The 18,751-nt window shown below is 66.6% G+C and carries 15 protein-coding genes; 13 read left to right on the top strand and 2 right to left on the bottom strand.

What is annotated here, in order from left to right:
• Positions 1 to 9 precede the first annotated feature (9 nt).
• On the bottom strand, positions 10 to 177 hold the full coding sequence (locus tag WC815_22480; protein ID MFA5911553.1) for a hypothetical protein: 168 nt from the start codon (positions 175 to 177) through the stop codon (positions 10 to 12).
• 336 nt (positions 178 to 513) lie between these two features.
• On the opposite strand from WC815_22480, the gene WC815_22475 reads away from it, so the two are divergent.
• From WC815_22475 to WC815_22415, 13 genes are all read left to right on the top strand, one after another.
• Entirely contained in the window at positions 514 to 1,473 is a 960-nt protein-coding gene (locus WC815_22475) for a PhoH family protein (GenBank protein MFA5911552.1), read from the top strand.
• Positions 1,448 to 1,933, top strand: coding sequence for an rRNA maturation RNase YbeY (gene ybeY / locus WC815_22470; GenBank protein ID MFA5911551.1), 486 nt, complete (start codon positions 1,448 to 1,450; stop codon positions 1,931 to 1,933). Before WC815_22475 ends, ybeY begins: the two co-directional genes overlap by 26 nt.
• Positions 1,930 to 3,177 carry a hemolysin family protein gene (locus WC815_22465; GenBank protein ID MFA5911550.1) on the top strand — a complete coding sequence of 416 codons (1,248 nt, stop codon included), beginning with the start codon at positions 1,930 to 1,932 and terminating at the stop codon, positions 3,175 to 3,177. The genes ybeY and WC815_22465 overlap by 4 nt, the downstream gene beginning before the upstream one ends.
• Entirely contained in the window at positions 3,174 to 4,073 is a 900-nt protein-coding gene (era, locus tag WC815_22460) for a GTPase Era (protein MFA5911549.1), read from the top strand. The genes WC815_22465 and era overlap by 4 nt, the downstream gene beginning before the upstream one ends.
• Positions 4,074 to 4,130: 57 nt before the next feature.
• Positions 4,131 to 5,498 carry a magnesium transporter gene (mgtE, locus tag WC815_22455; GenBank protein ID MFA5911548.1) on the top strand — a complete coding sequence of 456 codons (1,368 nt, stop codon included), beginning with the start codon at positions 4,131 to 4,133 and terminating at the stop codon, positions 5,496 to 5,498.
• Positions 5,499 to 5,568: 70 nt separating this feature from the next.
• Positions 5,569 to 6,213 (top strand): DNA repair protein RecO, encoded by a 645-nt coding sequence (gene recO / locus WC815_22450; protein MFA5911547.1) that lies wholly within the window; start codon positions 5,569 to 5,571, stop codon positions 6,211 to 6,213.
• Complete coding sequence (locus tag WC815_22445) at positions 6,210 to 7,106, top strand: glycine--tRNA ligase subunit alpha (GenBank protein MFA5911546.1); 897 nt, start codon at positions 6,210 to 6,212, stop codon at positions 7,104 to 7,106. Before recO ends, WC815_22445 begins: the two co-directional genes overlap by 4 nt.
• A 1-nt stretch (position 7,107) precedes the next feature.
• A complete protein-coding gene (gene glyS / locus WC815_22440; protein MFA5911545.1) occupies positions 7,108 to 9,282 on the top strand; it encodes a glycine--tRNA ligase subunit beta in 2,175 nt (724 codons plus the stop codon).
• Positions 9,283 to 9,298: 16 nt separating this feature from the next.
• Positions 9,299 to 12,103: a pyruvate, phosphate dikinase gene (ppdK, locus tag WC815_22435; protein ID MFA5911544.1), complete on the top strand. Its 2,805-nt coding sequence runs from the start codon at positions 9,299 to 9,301 to the stop codon at positions 12,101 to 12,103.
• Positions 12,100 to 13,065: a magnesium transporter CorA family protein gene (locus WC815_22430; GenBank protein ID MFA5911543.1), complete on the top strand. Its 966-nt coding sequence runs from the start codon at positions 12,100 to 12,102 to the stop codon at positions 13,063 to 13,065. Before ppdK ends, WC815_22430 begins: the two co-directional genes overlap by 4 nt.
• Positions 13,065 to 14,843, top strand: a complete 1,779-nt coding sequence (gene mutL, locus WC815_22425; protein ID MFA5911542.1) for a DNA mismatch repair endonuclease MutL — start codon at positions 13,065 to 13,067, stop codon at positions 14,841 to 14,843. Before WC815_22430 ends, mutL begins: the two co-directional genes overlap by 1 nt.
• Positions 14,843 to 15,577, top strand: a complete 735-nt coding sequence (locus tag WC815_22420; protein ID MFA5911541.1) for an alpha/beta fold hydrolase — start codon at positions 14,843 to 14,845, stop codon at positions 15,575 to 15,577. The genes mutL and WC815_22420 overlap by 1 nt, the downstream gene beginning before the upstream one ends.
• 20 nt (positions 15,578 to 15,597) lie before the next feature.
• Positions 15,598 to 17,313, top strand: a complete 1,716-nt coding sequence (locus tag WC815_22415; protein ID MFA5911540.1) for a PQQ-dependent dehydrogenase, methanol/ethanol family — start codon at positions 15,598 to 15,600, stop codon at positions 17,311 to 17,313.
• A 75-nt stretch (positions 17,314 to 17,388) separates the two neighbouring features.
• Here the strand turns inward: WC815_22415 and WC815_22410 are convergent, their stop codons facing one another.
• The gene (locus WC815_22410) at positions 17,389 to 18,720 is read right to left on the bottom strand and encodes a replication-associated recombination protein A (GenBank protein MFA5911539.1); all 1,332 of its coding nucleotides are present in this window, start codon (positions 18,718 to 18,720) and stop codon (positions 17,389 to 17,391) included.
• Between the last annotated feature and the right edge of the window lie 31 nt (positions 18,721 to 18,751).

Here is an 18,751-nt window from a genome sequence, read left to right as displayed (position 1 = left end):
GCCCGCATTCTACTGCCGCCGGCTCCCTTCGTCACCGCCGCAGGGGGCGATTCCTCTGGCTTTCGTCAGGGCTGCTTGCGCGCCGGCCGCCGCGCGCGGCACGTCCAGCACCTTCGTGCCGTTCACCAGAAAGCTCACGGTGTCGGCCTCGGCTTCCACACGGATTACGTTGCGCACGCCCTTCTCCGTGGACTTGCAATCCGGTAAGCCTCCCGTCAAGATCGAGCCGTTGCGTCGAGCACTTCGAGATCGTCGGCCCGTATACGTTGGCCCTCCGGTTTGATGACGGCAGCCAACAGCGCATCGGCCGTAGTACAGGGACGACATTGTCGCGATGGCTCGTCGCTGGGCCGATGCTGCAGCACCGGCTCAACGAACGGCGGGTAGCTCCGCTCCGCGCCGAGCCAACAGCGACAGTGATAACCTTGACCCGTTCCGGCGGCGGTGCTACGCTCGACATCGCACCGTTAACTATTTGTTACACAAGGAGATAGGCGAATCAGTACCGCGTCGATGCGTAAGGTAGCGGTGCCCGAGGCGGGCATGTCGACCCTGTTTGGGGCCTACGACGTGAACCTCCGGCAACTCGAAGACCTCCTCAACGTCCGCATCCGGACCCAGGGCCACGAACTGCTGGTCGAGGGCATGCCGGCGGACACTGCAAAGGTGGCGCGCCTGGTCGAGCAACTGGGCGCCCTGATCAGCGAAGGCCACTCCATTTCCGATCGCGACGTGAAGACCGCGTCGCAACTGCTGGTCGACGACGGCGCCGTCGATCTGCGCGACCACTTTCTCAAGGACGGCCAGCTCCGCCAGGCCGGCAAGAAGCGGATTGCGCCGAAGTCGGTCAACCAGCGCCGCTATCTCGACGCCATCGAACAACACGACATCGTGTTCGGCATCGGGCCCGCCGGCACCGGCAAGACCTATCTCGCGATGGCGCAGGCGGTCAGCTACCTGCTGGCGAAGAAGGTCAGCCGCATCGTGCTCGCCCGCCCGGCGGTCGAGGCCGGCGAGAAGCTCGGGTTCCTGCCTGGCGACCTGCAGGAAAAGGTCAACCCGTACCTGCGCCCCCTCTACGACGCGCTCTACGACATGCTCGACGTCGAGAAGGCGGAGCGCATGCTCGAGCGGGGCACCATTGAGGTGGCGCCGCTGGCATTCATGCGCGGCCGCACGCTCAACGACGCGTTCGTGATCCTGGATGAAGCCCAGAACACCACGAGCGAGCAGATGAAGATGTTCCTGACCCGCCTCGGCTTCGGCTCGAAGGCCGTCGTCACGGGCGACGTCACGCAGATTGACCTGCCAATGGGCAAGACCTCCGGCCTGGTGCAGGCGATGGAAGTGGTGGGGAAGGTAGACGGCATCTCCTTCATCTACTTTGACGAGCGCGACGTCGTCCGGCACAAGCTCGTGCAGGCAATTGTGAAAGCGTACGACGCATATGGCAGCGGCCCGTCTACACGTTAGCGTTGCGACTCCCGACACCTCGGCTCCGTCCACGCGCGGGCTGGCCGCCTGGCTCCAGCGCGCGGCGCCGGCCGTGGCGCGCGGCGACGTCAGCATCGCGGTGGTCTCGGACCGCCGCATGCGCGCCCTTAACCGGCAGTTCCGCGGGAAAGACATCGCCACGGACGTGCTGTCGTTTCCGGCCACGCACATGCCGGGCGTTACTTCGTTCCTCGGCGACATCGTGATTGCGGCGGGCGTGGCCGCCCGCCAGGCCCGTGACGCGGGGCATCCGCTCAGCACGGAACTCAAGATCCTGGCGCTCCACGGCCTGTTGCACCTGATGGGCTACGACCACGAGACCGATGCCGGCAAGATGGCGCGCGCCGAAACGCGGCTGCGCCAGAAGGCCGGCCTGCGCGAAGGGCTGATCGAACGGAGCCGCCCTTCGACTGGGAGACGTGCGCCCAGGACCCGATGACACCGCTGCTGCTGTTTCTCCTGGGGTGCGCCGCCACCTACCTGGGCACGGTATCGGCCGGTTTCAACGCGCTGATGCGGCTGTCGCTGCGCATCCACGCCGAACGCACCGATCGCGATGACGCGCTCGGGTGGTACCTGGACGACCCGCGCCGGCTGTTCATCCCGGTCCGCATCCTCTTCTCGATTATCACGGTGCTGTCCACGGCGCTGGTGGCGCGCCTGACCGGCGTGGACCCGGCCGGCTTCCCGGTGCTGGTGCTGTCGGTGATCGGCATCATGGTGACCTGCGAGCATTTCATCCCGTTGCTGGTCGTGCGGCGCGACCCCGAGCGCGTGCTCGACGTGCTGCTGCCATCGTTCGACGTGGTCGCCAAGACGCTGCGTCCGCTGACCGCGGCCTTCCTGCGCATGGGCACCAGCCGGCGGAAGGAACGGGCCACCAACGGCAACGGACACGCCGCGCCGCCACCGAGCGAGGACACGACGCCGGTCCAGGCCGAGGTGGAAGCCGCGCAGGACGGCCAGGCCCGCCAGCTGCTTCGCAACCTGGCGGACTTCCGCGAAACCATGGTCCGTGAAGTGATGACGCCGCGGCCCGACATCATCGGCCTCGACCAGACTTCCACCATCGAACAACTCCAGGCGTTGTTCCGGGAGCAGCAGTACTCGCGCATCCCCGTCTACCAAGAGACGCTCGACAACGTGGTGGGGTTCGTGTTCGTGAAAGACCTGATCATGCGCGGGGCGCCCACCTCGGGGCCGATCACGCCGCTGATCCGGCCCGCGCACTTCGTGCCGGAGACCAAGCGCGTGCCGGAACTGCTCAAGGAGTTCCAGCGCAAGCGCATCCAGAGCGCCATCGTCGTGGATGAGTACGGCGGCACCGCCGGCATCATCACCGTCGAGGACCTGCTGGAGGAAATCGTCGGCGAGATCCGGGATGAGTACGACGTGGAAGTCGAGCGGATTATCGACGAAGGGCAGGGGCGATTCGTGTTCAGCGGCAGCGTGCACGTGGAAGAGATGGCCAACCTGCTGAAAGTGACGATCGAAGGGCACGGCTTCGAGACGGTCGGAGGCTACCTGCTCTCACGCCTGGGCCGCGTGCCCGCGGTGGGCGAGCGCTTCGACCTGGACGGCCTCGACGTGGAGATCCTTGAGACCGAGCAGCGCCGCATCACGCGGGTCCGCATGAGCCGGCATGACGAGGCGACGGCCAACGGCAGCCAGGGGCCACGATGAAAGCCGGATTTGTCGCCCTGATCGGCCGCCCCAACGCCGGCAAGTCCACGCTGCTCAATCGCCTGGTCGGCCAGAAGATCGCGATTGTGTCCGACAAGCCCCAGACCACCCGGAACCGGATCGTCGGCGTCCGCCAGTATCCAGAAGGGCAGATTGTCTTCCTCGACACACCGGGCGTGCACAAGCCGCTCCATCGCCTGAATGTTCGCATGGTCGACGCCGCGCTCGAGACCCTCAAGGAAGTTGACGTCATTGCCGTCGTCGTCGATGGCAGCGAACCGGGTGGGGCCGGCGATGACTATCTGATGGATGTGATCCGCAAGTCGAAGGTGCCGCGGGTCCTGGTGCTCAACAAGGTTGACATCGCCGACAAAGGATCGCTGCTCCCGCGCCTGGCTGAATACGAGAAAGAAGTCGGCTTTGCAGACCTGGTGCCGGTGTCGGCACTGACCGGCGAGAATGTTGACCGGCTCGAACAGGTGTTGCTGACGCACTTGCCGGAGGGCGAGCCCATCTATCCCGAGGACTACCTCACCGACCAGCCCGAGCGGTTCTTTGTCGCCGAACTGGTCCGCGAGCAGGTCCTGCAACAAACGCGCGACGAGCTGCCGTTCTCCACCGCCGTGGTCGTGGACAAGTTCGAGGAGGCGGACGCCAAGGGGCTGATGCGATTCTTCTGCACCATCCTCGTGGACCGCGACAGCCAGAAGCCGATCCTCGTGGGGCGGGCGGGCTCGCGCATCAAGGAGATCGGCACGGCGGCGCGGAAGGAGCTCGAAAAGTTCTTCGACGCGCGCGTGTTCCTCGACCTGCACGTCAAGGTGCGCGAGGGCTGGCGCGAGGACGAGCGCATGCTCGACTCACTCGGGCTGCCATCACGAAAGAAACGATCGTAGGGCCGCACTTTAGTGCGGCCAAATCTGCGACCTCGCGTGTAAACTTGCTCCGTCACCATGGCTCCGCCACGCAGAATTGACGTCGTCCTCGACTCGGTCAAGCGGTTGCTCCGCATTGGCGCGACGGCCAATCTGCTGAACCTCCTCCAGAAACAACACCCCGCGGACCTGGCGTCGGTGTTCGGATCGCTGCTCGACACCGAGCGGCAGGCGGTGTTTTCGCTGCTGGTCGAACGCAGCGGCCGCCTGGCGATGGAAAGCGTCAGCGAGATGGGGCCCGAAGAGGGCGCCAAGCTGCTGACCGGCCGGTCGGCCGAAGAGATTGCCCGGTTGTTGCAGGAAATTCCATCAGACGACGCCGCCGCGCTGATCGATTACCTGCCGGACGAGTTGTCCAGCGAAGTGCTGGAGTTGATGCGGCGCCGCGAGTCGGGCCAGGTCGAGAGCCTGCTCGAGTACGGCGAGCAGACGGCGGGCCGCATCATGAACCCGCAGGTCTTTGCCCTGAGCGAAGACCTGACGGTGGGCGAGGCCATCACGGCGCTGCAGGGCTCGCGCGACGTCGAGATGGTGTTCTACCTCTACGTGGTGGACGCGCGCCGCCACCTGGTGGGCGTCACCTCGTTGCGCCGGTTGCTGCTCGTCTCTCCTGAAACGCCGCTCAAGCGGATCATGACGGCGGAGGTCACCAGCGTCCGCGTCGACACCGACCAGGAAGAAGTGGCGCGCCAGGTGGCGTCGTACAACCTGCTGGCCGTGCCGGTGGTCGACGAGGAGAACAAGCTCGTCGGCGTCGTCACCGTGGACGACGTCATCGACGTCATCAAGGACGAGGCCTCGGAAGACCTGCTGCGCCTGGCCGGCGTGTCGGGTGATGAACGGGTCACGACTCCGGCGGGCGAGGCCTTCCGCAAGCGCCTGCCGTGGCTGCTGGCCAACCTGGTTACGGCCTTCGTCGCGGCGTCGGTGGTGGCGCTGTTTGAAGGCACCATCCAGCAGGTCACGGCGCTGGCGATCTTCATGCCCATCGTCGCCGGCATGGGCGGCAACGCCGGCACCCAGACCCTGACCGTCATTGTCCGCGGCCTGGCCCTCGGCGAGTTGAGCTGGACGAACGGCAAGAAGGCGCTGGCCAAGGAGGCCCTGGTCGGGCTCGCCAACGGCTTTGCCCTGGGCCTGGTCGCCGCCGGCGTCGCGTGGGCGACCAAGGCCGACCCGGTGCTGGCCCTGCTGCTCGGCATGGCCATGGTCTGCAACATGTTCGTGGCGGCCACCGCCGGCACCCTGGTGCCGCTCGGGTTGAAGGCCCTGAAGGTGGACCCGGCGCTGGGCTCCTCGGTATTCATCACCACGTTTACCGACGTGGTGGGGTTCGCCTCGTTCCTCGGGCTGGCCACGATCTTCCTGCGCTACCTCGTTCGGTAGGGCACCTCGTTCGGTAGGTCGGTAGGGCACCCCTTTAGGGGTGCCAAGCAAGTACAATGGCGCCTACGGAATGCCGCTGTACACGGCCGAAGCCCTCGTTCTTCGCACTTACAAACTGGGCGAAGCGGACCGCATCGTGGTGTTTTTGACCCGCGACCGCGGCAAGAAGCGGGGCGTTGCACCCAATGCGGGAAAGTCGCGCAAACGGTTTGGCGCCGCGCTCGAGCCGCTGACCGAAGTGCGGGTGTCGTACTTCGAGAAGGAGCGGCGCGAGTTGGTGGGGTTGAACTACGCCGAGCCGGTGCGGTCACCGCTGTCGGCGCCGAGCCCGGAAGCGCTCGGCTACAGCCACTACTTTGCCGAGTTGATCGACGAGTGGGCGGCTGACGCCGACGTCGACGAGCGGTTGTATCGGCTGGGCACGTCCGCGCTCGAGGCCTTGGTCACGGGGACGCCGGTGGAGGCGTTGGCCCGGTACTTCGAGTGTTGGTTGTTGCGGTTGCAGGGTGTGTATCCGGAAGACCTGACGCTGTCGAGCGGGGCCGCGTTGTTTCTCGACGGGGTGCGGCGCACCGCGCCGCGCGACGTGGAGTCGCTGGGCGCCTCCAGCCGGGTACTGCGGGAAATTGAACTGATTCATCGGAAGCTGATTACGATGCACCTCGACAGGGAGCCCCGGTCCGTTCGCGTGCTGAACGAACTGCGGCGTTCGTGAACCGCGTGACATTCCAGGACCTCATCCTCAAGCTCCAGCACTTCTGGGCCTCGCAGGGCTGCTTGATCCAGCAGCCGCTCGACCTCGAAGTGGGCGCGGGCACCTCGCATCCCGAAACGCTGCTGCGCGTGCTGGGCCCGGCACCATGGCACGTGGCCTACGTGCAGCCGTCGCGGCGGCCCGACGACGGGCGCTTCGGCCAGAACCCGAATCGGCTGTTCAAGCACCACCAGCTGCAGGTGATCCTCAAGCCGGCCCCCGACGAGATCCAGCAGATCTACCTCGACAGCCTCGAGGCGGTCGGCATCAACCCGCGGCAGCACGACATCCGGTTCGAGGAAGACAACTGGGAGTCGCCGACGCTCGGCGCCTGGGGCATCGGCTGGCAGGTGATGCTCGACGGCATGGAGATCACGCAGTTCACCTACTTCCAGCAGGTGGGCGGCATGGACCTGTCGCCGATCGCGGCCGAGATTACTTACGGCCTCGAGCGCATCGCCATGTTCCTGCAGAAGGTCGACAACGTGTACGACCTGGAATGGGGCGGCGGCAAGTCGTACGGCGACGTCCGCTTGCGCGAAGAGGTCGAGCAGTCGAAGTACGCGTTCAACCGGGACACCGGCATCGAGCGCGAGCGCTTCTCGTCCTTCCATCGCCACCAGTTCGACGAGAACTACACGTTCGGCGAGGAGCTGTTCAAGGGCGGGCTGTTGCTGCCGGCGCTCGAGTACTGCCTGAAGTGCTCGCACCTGTTCAACCTGCTCGACTCCAGCGGCAGCGTCGGCGTTACCGAGCGCACCGCCTACATCCTGCGGGTGCGCCAGCTCGCCATTGCCATTTGCAAAGAGTACGCGGCACAGCAGATGCCCGCGGACGCGAAGCCCGGAGCCTGACGTGGACCGCGAACTGCTGTTGGAAATTGGCACCGAAGAGATCCCCGCCAGCTGGCTGCCGGGCCTGACGACGCAGATCGGGCAGGCGCTGGAAGCGAAGCTCAAGGAGGCGCGGCTGTCGATCGATGAGCCCGTGCAGACCTACAGCACGCCGAGGCGCCTGGTCGCGCACGCCGGGAAGATCGGCGAGCGCCAGACCGACCTGGAAGAGCTCGTCACCGGCCCGCCGGTCTCGGCGGCCTTTGGCGCCGACGGCAAGCTGACGCCCGCGGGCGCCGGCTTCGCCAAGAAGCAGGGCGTGCCCGAAGGCCAGATCGAGCGCATCACGACGCCCAAGGGCGAATACATCGGCGTGCGGAAGCACCAGCGCGGCAAGGCCGCGGTGGACGTGCTGCCCGGCGTGGTGGCCGGGGTCCTGCGCTCGATGTCGTTCCCGAAGCAGATGCGCTGGGACGCGGTGCTCGACGACGGCAAGGGCGAGTTGCCGTTTGGCCGCCCCATCCGCTGGCTGCTGTGCCTCTACGGCGGCCGCGTCGTCCCGGTCACCATCGGCCGCTCGGCGGCGGCCCGCAGCTCGCGCGTGCTGGAGGTGAATTCCGGTCCCGCGACCTACGGCCATCGCTTCCTGACGACCAGCGGCCGGGCCGGCCGCGCCATCAGGGTCAAGCACTTCGACGACTACCACAAGCGCCTCGCCGAGAACTTCGTCGTGCTCGAGCGTGGCGAACGTCACGATCGCATCGCCCGCGAACTCGACGCCGAGGCGCGGCGGCGCGGCGGCCGCATCGCCAGCGCGCTGGTCGGGCAGGGCATCCTCGATGAGGTGCCGGACCTGGTCGAGTACCCCGTCGTGGTCTCGGGCGGGTTCGCCGACGAGTTCCTCACGCTGCCTAAAGAAGTGCTGACCACGACCATGATTCACCATCAGCATTTCTTCCCGGTGAACAACGACCACGGGCAGCTGCTGCCGGTGTTCCTGGCTGTGCTCAACATGGAGCCGGAGCAGCCGGAGGTGATCGCGCGCAACATGGAGCGCGTACTGACCGCGCGGCTGCGCGACGCCCGTTTCTTTTTCGACGCGGATCGCGACAAGCCGCTCGCGTCGTACATCGATCGGCTCGGTACCGTGCTGTTCCACAAGAAGCTGGGCAGCTACCAGGAGAAGGCCATTCGCGTGCAGAAGCTCGCGCGATGGATTTGCGCCGACGTGTTCGGCCGCGCCGACCTGGCGGACCACGCCGCGGAGGCGGGTCTCCTCTGCAAGGCCGATCTCGCCACCGACATGGTGCGCGAGCTCACCGAACTGCAGGGCACCATGGGCGGCATTTATGCCCGCGAAGACGGCCGCCCCGAAGAGGTGTGGAAGGCCATCTACTTCCACTACCTGCCGGTCGGCGTGGAAGCGACCGCGCCGCCCACGAAGGACCAGCTCGGCAAGGCCGCGATTACCTGGGCCGCCGTCGCGCTGGCCGACAAGCTCGACACCGTGACCGGCATGTTCGCGGCGGGGGAGCGTCCCACCGGCTCCCGCGATCCCTACGGGCTGCGCCGTGCCGCGCAGGGCATTGTCCGCATTCTCGTGGACCTGCCCGAGTTCACCGGACTGGACCTGCGGCTCACGCTTGGGCAACTGGTCACAGCCAGCGGCCTGGACGATGCCTTCTGGTCGTTCATGATCGATCGCGTCCGGTTCGTGCTCGAGCAGCGCGGGTCCGACACCCGCAACGTGCGGGCAGTCACGCACGGATCGCCGGCGCAGGTCAGCCCGCTGCTGGCCCGGCGCAAGCTGGAAACGCTGCCCGAGTTCACCGAGTCACCGGACTTCAAGCAGCTCGCCGTGTTGTTCAAGCGCGTGAAGAACATCGCCAGGAACCTGGACCAGGCGGCGCCAGACCTCGGCGGCACGCTGACCGACGCCTCCGAGCTCGCACTGGCAGTGGAGATCGACCGCCTGCAACCGGTGATCGATCGGGCGGTGGCGTCGGGCAGTGGCTACCGCCAGGCGTTTGCCGAGGCGGCCAAGGCCGGGCCGGCGGTCGCGAAGTTTTTCGATGATGTGATGGTGATGGCCGATGACGTGACGCTGCGCGACGCGCGGCTGCGGCTGTTGAAACGGCTGGAAGGATTGATCCTCCAGCTCGCGGATGTTTCCGAACTCGTTTCCGAATCGGACTAGCAGGAGTAGAGGCGCAATGGCGAAGAAGAGCGGCAAGAAGAAGGCAACGGCCACCAAGACGGCCACCAAGAAGCGAACCACGAAGGTGGCGAAGAAGACCACTGCTTCAAAGCCCACGAAGTTCGTGTACTTCTTCGGCAACGGGAAGGCCGACGGCGACCGCTACATGAAGGACACGCTGGGCGGCAAGGGCTCCGGCCTCGCCGAGATGACCAACGCCGGCCTGCCGGTGCCCGCGGGCTTCACGATCTCCACCGACGCCTGCAACATCTACTACCAGGAGCACAACAAGCTGCCCGACCGCGTCGAGGCGGAGATCGTCGCCAACCTCCGCAAGCTGGAGAAAGCCGCCGGCGCCACGCTCGGCTCGCCGAAGAACCCGCTCTTGGTGTCAGTGCGCTCGGGCGCGAAGTTCTCGATGCCCGGTATGATGGACACCATCCTCAACCTTGGCCTCAACGATGTCGCCGTCGAGGGCTTGAAGGCGCGGACCCAGAACGGCCGCTTCGCCTTCGACAGCTACCGCCGCTTCATGCAGATGTTCGGCAGCGTGGTGCTCGAGATCCCGAAGCCGGAGTTCGAGCACGAGTTCGAGGCCATCAAGCACGCCAGGGGCGCGCAGCTCGACACCGACCTCGACGAAGCCGCGCTGCGCGAAGTCGTCGAAGCGTTCAAGGCCGTCGTCAAGAAGAAGACCCACAAGGTGTTCCCGCAGGATCCGATGGACCAGTTGAAGATGGCGCGCAACGCCGTGTTCCGCTCGTGGAATAACGCCCGCGCCAGGGAATATCGCCGCATCTACGACATCCCGGATTCGATCGGCACCGCCGTCAACATCCAGATGATGGTGTTCGGCAACACCGGCGACCGCTCGGGCACCGGCGTCGGCTTCACGCGCAACCCGGCCACCGGCGTCAAGGAGTTTTTCGGCGAGTTCCTGATCAATGCGCAGGGCGAAGACGTGGTGGCCGGCATCCGCACGCCGCAGCCGATCAAGGAGCTCGAGCGGGTGATGCCCAGGGCCTACAAGCAGCTGCGCGAGATCACGACGCGGCTCGAGCGCCACTACAAGGACATCCAGGACTTCGAGTTCACCATCCAGGACGAGAAGCTCTACATGCTGCAGACGCGCAGCGGCAAACGCACCGGCTACGCCGCGGTCGTGATCGCGACCGACATGGCGAAGGAGCGGCTGGTCACGCCCAAGGAAGCGATCCTGCTCGTGGACCCCGAAGCGCTGTCGCAACTGCTGGCGCCCGGGTTCGACCAAAAGGAATGGAAGGGCATCGAGACCGTGACCCGCGGCCTGCCGGCGTCGCCCGGCGCGGCGTGCGGCAAGGCGGTGTTCTCGTCGGAGACCGCGGTGGCGTGGTCGGACAAGGGCGAAGCGGTCGTCCTGGTCCGCCGCGAGACGGCGCCCGACGACATCCACGGCATGTGGGTGTCGCAGGGCATTCTCACCGCCACCGGCGGCATGACTTCGCACGCCGCGGTGGTCGGACGCCAGATGGGCAAGCCCTCGATCGTCGGCGCCGGCGAGCTGCGCATTGACGAGCACGGCAAGACCTTCACGGTGAACGGCCACACCGTGAAGGAAGGCGACTACATCGCCTTCGACGGCCTCACCGGCGAGGTCAAGCTGGCCAAGGTGGCGTCGCAGCCGAGCGAGATCCTGCAGGTCGTGGCCGGCAAGATGAAGCCGGCCGCCTCGCAGATTTACCAGCGCTTCAACACCATTCTCGAATGGGCCGACCGGTTCCGCCGGCTGGGCGTGCGCGCCAACGCCGACCAGCCGGACCAGGCCGAGCTCGCCTACGCCTTTGGCGCCCGCGGCATCGGTCTGTGCCGGACCGAGCACATGTTCTTCGGCGAAGGCCGCATTCCCATCGTCCAGCGCATGATCCTGGCCGACAACGAGGCCGACCGCCGGGCGGCGCTCGACGAGCTGCTGCCGCTTCAGCGCGAAGACTTCTACGGCGTGTTCAAGGGGATGAAGGGCACCCCGGTCACGATCCGCACCATCGATCCGCCGCTCCATGAGTTCCTGCCCAAGCGCGAAGACCTGATGGTGGAAGTGGCCGTCATGGAGGCCAAGGGCGTCAAGGGCCAGGCGCTCGACGACAAGAAGGCGCTGCTCGCGCGCGTGGAGCAGCTCCACGAGTTCAACCCCATGCTCGGCCACCGCGGCGTGCGGCTCGGGATCACGTATCCCGAGATCACCGAGATGCAGACGCGGGCGATCATGGAGGCCGCGTGCCGGCTCAACAAAGAAGGCCTCAAGGTCGTCCCCGAGATCATGATTCCGCTGGTCGGCGACGTGCGCGAGTTCCGCAACCAGAAGGTGGTGGTGGATCGGGTGGCCGCCGCCGTCATCAAGGAGCAGGGGATCAAGATCAAGTACCTCGTCGGCACCATGATCGAGGTGCCGCGCGGGGCGCTGACCGCCGACGAAGTGGCGAAGGAAGCGCAGTTCTTCTCCTTCGGCACCAACGACCTCACGCAGATGACGTTCGGGTTCTCCCGCGATGACGTCGGCAAGTTCCTGCGCGTCTACCAGGACAAGAAGATCCTCGACCGCGATCCGTTCGCGACCTTCGACGCCATGGGCACCGGCCAGCTGGTCGCGATGGCCGTGGCGAAGGGGCGCGTCGCGCGGCCCGACCTCAAGCTCGGTATCTGCGGAGAGCACGGCGGCGATCCGGCGTCGGTGCACTTCTTCCACAAGGTCGGGCTCGACTACGTGAGCTGCTCGCCGTATCGCGTGCCGGTGGCGCGGCTGGCGGCGGCGCAGGCGGCCCTGAGCGTCAAGGTCGGGGATTGATTCGCTACTTCGTCCACAGGGGCGGTCGCACCGAGTTGGTGGACCGCCTCGACCCGGCCTGGCTGTCGCCCGACAGCGGGGTCGTGGTGTGGGCGGACGTGGTGGAACCGACCGAGGCCGACGCCGCCGTCCTGCGAGACGGCTTCGGCCTGCACGAACTGGCCGTCGAAGCCGCGGTGCAGCGCGAGGCCAACCCGAAGGTGGAGAGCTACGGCAAGTATCTCTACGTCGTGCTGCACGGCATCAACTTCCACGCCGAGGAGCATAAGTTCGAGACCACGGAGACCGACTTCTTCCTGTCCACCGGTTTCCTGGTCACGGTTCACGACGGCCAGCGCCGCAGCATCGCCCACGTCAGCGAGTTGTGCGGGCGCACCGACCACATCCTGGCCGAAGGCCCGATCGCGCTGTTTCACCGGATCGTGGACACCATGGTGGACCACTACCGCCCCGAGGTGGACGAGGTCGAGGAGCGGCTCGACGTCATCGAAGATCGCGTGATTGAAGACCCCGCGGAATCGACGGTCGGCGATATCCTCGCGGTCAAGCGGGACATCACCATGCTCCGGCGCATCCTGGTGCCGCAGCGCGACGCGGTGGGCCGCCTGGCCCGGCGCGAGTTCGACATCATCAACCAGGAGATGGCGTACCGGTTCCGCGACGTCTACGACCAGTTCGCCCGCATGGCCGACGATGGCATCATGTTCCACGATCGGGTCACCGGCATCCTCGACGCGCACCTGGCCAGCGTCTCGAACCGCCTCGCTGACGTCTCCAAGGTGCTGGCCGTCATCGCGACCCTGTTTGGCCCGATGACGGTGATCACCGGCCTGTTCGGCATGAACGTGCCGATCCCCAGCCTGGTTGGCAACCCCGCGTACCAGTTCTGGGAAATCGTTGCCGTGATGGTGCTCTCGAGCCTGGGCCTGTTCGTCTGGTTTCGCAAGTCGGGGTGGTGGTAATGGGCCGCATCACGCGTCTGCCCGACGACCTCGCCAACCAGATCGCCGCCGGCGAAGTGGTGGAACGTCCCGCCTCCGTCGTGAAGGAACTGGTCGAGAACGCCATCGACGCCAAGGCGACGCGCGTCACCATCACCGTCGAGTACGGCGGCAAGAAGTTGATCCGCGTCGAAGACGACGGCATGGGGATGGACCCCGATGACGCGCGATTGTGCCTGGAGCGCCACGCCACCAGTAAGATCAAGCGCGCCGACGACCTCGGCGCCATCGTCACGCTGGGGTTTCGCGGCGAAGCGCTGCCGTCGATTGCGTCGGTCTCGCACTTCCGGCTGCGCACGCGGGCGCGGGGGAGTGACAGCGGCACCGAGATCCGCGTTAATGCCGGCATCATCGAGTCGGTGGTCGAGTCTGGCGGCCCCGAAGGCACGATGGTGGAAGTGGCCGACGTCTTCTACAACCTGCCGGCCCGCAGGAAGTTCCTGAAGTCCGACGCCGCCGAGGCCGCCCAGGTCTCGCGCTTCGTGACCCAGCTGGCGCTCTGTTACCCCGAGGTGGGATTCACGCTGATCAGCACCGGCCGCAAGGTGCTGGCCGTGCCGCCGGTGGCGAGCCTGTGGGACCGCATCTACCAGCTCTATGGCGATCGCCAGGACCTGGTGGCGGTCGATCGCGAGTTCGGCGGCCTGCGCCTGCACGGCTTCATCGCCGCGCTGGCGGAACAGGGCCCGGTGCGCGGGCTGCAGCATGTGTTCGTGAACCGCCGCATCGTCAAGGACAAGACCATCGCGCACGCCATTCTCGATTCCTACAGCGTGGCGACCAACAAGGAGCGCAGCCCCGAGGTGCACCTGTTCCTCGATGTGCCGCCGGACCGCGTGGACGTGAACGTCCACCCGACCAAGGCGGAGGTGCGGTTCCGCGAGCAGTCGCTCGTGCACGAGATGGTCCGCCGCGCGCTTGGCGATGCGCTGGGCAAGGGACCCGCGCCCGAGTTGACACTGCACACGGCGGACGTGTTGCCCGGCCGGCCGCTGCAGCCATCCATCCCCGGAGCGCTGGCCGGCGCCAGTTTCACGAGCCGCTGGGCACCACCGGGGCCGGCGCCCTCGTACAACCCGGTGCCTCGCTACGAACCGCCGCCGGCCTCGACCGAAGCAGTGGCGGCCGTCGCGCCGCCCACCGCGGACACACTGCCGACGGTCCGTCCGATGATTGCCCTCGGCCAGTTTCGCGACACCTTCATCATTGCCATGGACGATGAAGGGCTGTGCATCATCGATCAGCACGTGGCCCACGAGCGCGTGCTGTTCGAGCGGATCATGCAGCGGCTCACCACCCAGTCTCTCGAGAGCCAAGGCATGCTGGTGCCGATGGTGCTCGAGTTGCCGTCGGCGGAGCGCAACGCGTTGATCTCGCGCGCCGACGCGCTGGCGAAATTCGGGTTCGAAGTGGAAGAGTTCGGCGGCGACAGCATCAAGGTGACGGCGATGCCGGCGCTGCTCCCGCGCGATGAATGCGACGCGGCGCTGCGCGCCCTCGCCGACGATCTCGAAGGCCTCGACCGCGGACTGCGGCTCGAGGACTCGCTCAAGCAGATCGCGGCCACCACCGCCTGCCACGCCGCGGTCAAGGCGAACTACCCGCTGACCCTGGAGAAGATGCACCACATTCTCGAGGAGCTGCGCGCCACCGCGTACTCCACGGTGTGCCCGCACGGCCGTCCGGTGATGTTGCGCATCACCCGGCGCGAAATCGAAAAGAACTTCGACCGCATCTGATGAAGCGCTGGACCTTCACCGCCGGCCTGGTGACCTTGATGGCGCTGGCCGTGTTCTGGCTGTGGATCCAGGTGTTCGCCCTCTCGGCCATCGTCCGCGGCGGGCCGGGGCCGCCGTCGCTCGTCTTGCTGCACGGCTACGGGTCGCGGGCCGAGGAGTGGCTGCAGTTCGTCGGGAAGATCCAGGCTCCCGCACATGCCCGGCTGATGTTTCCCCAAGGCCCCCTGCGCAGCCCCACCGGCCAGCGGGGATGGTGGTGGCTGCAGCTCGAGGGCTATATGCCGCGCGATGGCGACGGCCTGCCCGACCTGTCGTCGAGCAGGCCCGCCGGGATCAAGGTGGCGTCACAACTCGTGCGCAACCTCCTGAAGGACGTGCATGAGCCCATCGTGCTGGGCGGTTTCTCCCAGGGCGCGATGCTGAGTGCGGAGATTGCGTTTCAAACAGACCAGAAGCTGGCCGCCCTCATTCTGCTTTCCGGAACCCCCGTGAACGAAGCGGCGTGGGTGGAACGGTTCCCGGGCCGCCGGCAGCTGCCGATCTTCATTGCGCACGGGCGAAACGACGGGGTGCTGTCGTTTGCGGCCATGGAGCGGTTCCAGGCGCGCACCCGGGCGGCCGGTCTGGACGTCACGTGGTTCCCCTTCGATGGCGGACACGACATTCCGGACGTTGTCATCCAGGCGATGAACACCTTTCTGGCTCGTTTGAAAATCGGGCTCTCACCCCTATAATCCTCTCGGGAGACTTCCTCATGATCGTGACAAGGCGTTGGGCGGGCTGGGTGGCAGCCGGCCTGGTTGGATGCGTCGCAGTGGTGGCCCTCAACGGGCAGCAGGCCGCGCGCAAAGTGGACGAGGCGACGTTGCTGAAACCGGCCGACGGCGACTGGGTCACCTACGGACGCGACTACGCGGAAACGCACCATAGCCCGCTCAAGCAGATCGACCAGGGCAACGTCAGCCGGCTGGCCGAGGCGTGGTCGGTGGAAGTCGGCTCCGACGGCAAGCTGGAAACCACGCCGCTGGTCTTCGACGGCGTGCTCTACGGCACCTCCACCTGGAGCGAGATCTACGCCGTTGACCTGCGGACGAAGAAGGTGAAGTGGCAGTTCGACCCGGCGCTGGTGCGCGGCGGCACCGAAGCCATGGGGCCGCGGCCCTGCTGCGGTCCGGTGAACCGCGGCGTGGCGTTGTATGACGGCCGCGTCTATGTCGGCCTGCTCGACGGCCGCCTGCTGGCGCTCGACGCCGAGACCGGTGTGCCGGTGTGGTCGGTGCAGACCACGCCTCCCGGGACCGACTACACGATCACGGGCGCGCCGCGCATCGTCAAGGGCAAGGTCGTGATTGGGCAGGGCGGCGCCGAATACGGCGTGCGCGGCTTCCTGGCCGCCTTTGATGCCGCCACCGGCAAGCTGGCGTGGAAGTTCTACGTGATTCCCGGCGACCCCTCGAAGCCATTTGAAGACGAGGCCCTCGCGCGCGCGGCCAAGACCTGGAACGGCCAGTGGTGGAAGTACGGCGGCGGCGGCACGCCGTGGGACGGCATTGCCTACGACCCTGAACTGAACCTGGTCTACGTCGGCACCGGCAACGGCTCGCCGTGGAACGCCAACCACCGCAGCCCCGGCGGCGGCGACAACCTGTACCTGGCGTCGATCGTGGCGCTCAATGCCGACACCGGCAAGTACGTGTGGCACTACCAGACGACCCCCAGCGACAACTGGGACTACAACTCGGCCCAGCCGATGATCCTCGCCGACGTCACCATCGGTAACCAGGTCCGTAAGGTGCTGATGCAGGCGCCGAAGAACGGGTTCTTCTACGTCCTCGATCGCGCGACCGGCAAGTTGATCTCCGGCGCGCCCTACGTGTTCACTTCGTGGGCCACCGGCATCGACCAGCAGACGGGACGGCCGATCGAGACCGAAGCCGCGCGCTACCGCTACACCCCGGTCCGCTTGTCCCCGTCACCGGTGGGTGCCCATCACTGGCCGCCCATGGCGTTCAACCCGGCCACGGGCCTCGTGTATTACCCGGGCCAGGAAACCAGCTCGGTGTTCGCGATGGAAGAGAAGTTCGAGTTCAAGGAAGGGCAGTGGAACCTCGGGATTCGCCGCGGGACACCACCGGGAACCAAGCCGGTGCCGCCCCCGCCGCCCGATCCGAAGGCGCCGCCAGCCGGCGGGTTCTTCGTGGCATGGGACCCGGTCGCGCAGAAGGCGGCGTGGAAGATTCCGTTCCTCGCGAGCGGCGGTGCGCTCTCCACGGCGGGGCAGTTGATCTTCGCGGGCAACTCCGCCGGCAAGCTGTTCGCGATGGAGCCCACGACCGGCAAGACCTTGTGGGAAGCGCAGATGCTGCCGGGCGTGGCCACGCCGATCAGCTACGAGCTGGATGGCAAGCAGTACATCGCCGTGATGTCGGGGATCAGCAAAGGGCGCGTGTACTTCTTCGCCCTGCCGTAATCAATCCGGCTAAAGCCGGATGCTACGTCGATGTGGCTACTGAAGCCGGATGCTACATCGATGTGGCGTCCGGCTTTAGCCGGACCCTGTCCGCTTGGATTTCCACCAGGCCAGGCGCTTCCTGATCTCTTTCTCAAACCCGTAGTCCGTCGGCTTGTAGAACTCCCGCCCCTTCAGGTTCTCCGGCAGGCAATCCATGCTCGCCACGGCGTCCGGCTCGTCGTGGGCGTACTGGTAGCCCTTGCCGTAGTCCAATTGCTTCATCAGCTTCGTCGGTGCGTTCCGCAGGTGCAGCGGCACCGGGGAGGCGACGTCGTTCTTCGCGGCCTCGGCGGCGGCGCCGTAGGCGGTGTAGACCGCGTTGCTCTTCGGCGCCGTGGCGAGGTACAGGACGCACTGCGCGAGCGCGGTGTTGCCCTCGGGCATGCCGATGAAGTGCACGGCATCCTTGGCCGAGACGGCGATGGTCATGGCCTGCGGATCGGCGTTGCCGATGTCCTCCGACGCGAACCGAATCAGCCGCCGCGCGATGTACTTGGGATCTTCGCCGGCCTCCACCATGCGCGCCAGCCAGTAGATGGAGGCGTCGGCGTCGCTGTTGCGCATCGACTTGTGCAGGGCCGACATCAGGTTGTAGTGCTCCTCGCCGCTCTTGTCGTAGAGCAGCGTCCGGTTCTGCAGCGTCTTCTCGAGCAGGGCCTTGTCGATGCGTGGACGCCCAGCCGGGTTGTTCGCCGACGACACGGTGAGCTGCAGCAGGTTCAGCGCCGACCGCGCGTCGCCGTTCGCGAACCTCGCAATCGCGCGCAGCGCCTCATCGTCGGCCTCCGGTTTCTGGCGCCCCAACCCGTGCTCCACGTCGGTCAGCGCCTTGCGGAGGATGGTGACGATGGCGCCTTCGTCCAGCGGCGTGAGGACGAAGACCTTGGATCGCGACAGCAGCGCCGCGTTGACTTCGAACGACGGGTTCTCGGTGGTCGCGCCAATCAGCACGATGTCGCCGCTTTCGACGCGCGGCAGAAACGCGTCCTGCTGCGCCTTGTTGAAGCGGTGGATCTCGTCGATGAACACGATGGTGCGCTTGCCGGTCAGGCGCCGGCGCTGCACGGCGGTGGCCATCACGTCCTTGACCTCCTTGATGCCGGCGAGCACGGCACTGAAGGCCACGAATTCCGCCTTCGTCAGGTCGGCAATCAGCCGGGCCACGGTGGTCTTGCCCGTTCCGGGCGGGCCCCACAGGATGATCGACTGCAGCAGGTCGCGATCGATCATCTCGCGCAGCGGGCGGCCGGGCGCCACCAGCTCATCCTGGCCGACGATTTCGTCGATGGTGCGGGGACGCATCCGCTCGGCCAGCGGCACCGTCCTGGGATCGACGGGCACCGGCTCGTCGTCGAACAAGCTCATGCCTGATCATAGCGTGGCCCCGCCTCCGCCA

It is taken from the genome of Vicinamibacterales bacterium, from assembly GCA_041659285.1.
Taxonomy (GTDB): domain Bacteria; phylum Acidobacteriota; class Vicinamibacteria; order Vicinamibacterales; family UBA2999; genus 12-FULL-67-14b.
The sequence above is the reverse complement of the archived record's forward strand: the minus strand, read 5'-3'. Positions and strand labels throughout refer to the sequence as shown.

Coding starts and splice junctions, on each gene's coding strand:
- WC815_22465 (MFA5911550.1), top strand. CDS start 1,930: ATGACACCGCTGCTGCTGTTTCTCCTGGGGTGCGCCGCCACCTACCTG.
- WC815_22420 (MFA5911541.1), top strand. CDS start 14,843: ATGAAGCGCTGGACCTTCACCGCCGGCCTGGTGACCTTGATGGCGCTG.
- ppdK (MFA5911544.1), top strand. CDS start 9,299: ATGGCGAAGAAGAGCGGCAAGAAGAAGGCAACGGCCACCAAGACGGCC.
- mutL (MFA5911542.1), top strand. CDS start 13,065: ATGGGCCGCATCACGCGTCTGCCCGACGACCTCGCCAACCAGATCGCC.
- WC815_22415 (MFA5911540.1), top strand. CDS start 15,598: ATGATCGTGACAAGGCGTTGGGCGGGCTGGGTGGCAGCCGGCCTGGTT.
- WC815_22475 (MFA5911552.1), top strand. CDS start 514: ATGCGTAAGGTAGCGGTGCCCGAGGCGGGCATGTCGACCCTGTTTGGG.
- recO (MFA5911547.1), top strand. CDS start 5,569: ATGCCGCTGTACACGGCCGAAGCCCTCGTTCTTCGCACTTACAAACTG.
- ybeY (MFA5911551.1), top strand. CDS start 1,448: ATGGCAGCGGCCCGTCTACACGTTAGCGTTGCGACTCCCGACACCTCG.
- mgtE (MFA5911548.1), top strand. CDS start 4,131: ATGGCTCCGCCACGCAGAATTGACGTCGTCCTCGACTCGGTCAAGCGG.
- era (MFA5911549.1), top strand. CDS start 3,174: ATGAAAGCCGGATTTGTCGCCCTGATCGGCCGCCCCAACGCCGGCAAG.
- WC815_22410 (MFA5911539.1), bottom strand. CDS start 18,720: ATGAGCTTGTTCGACGACGAGCCGGTGCCCGTCGATCCCAGGACGGTG.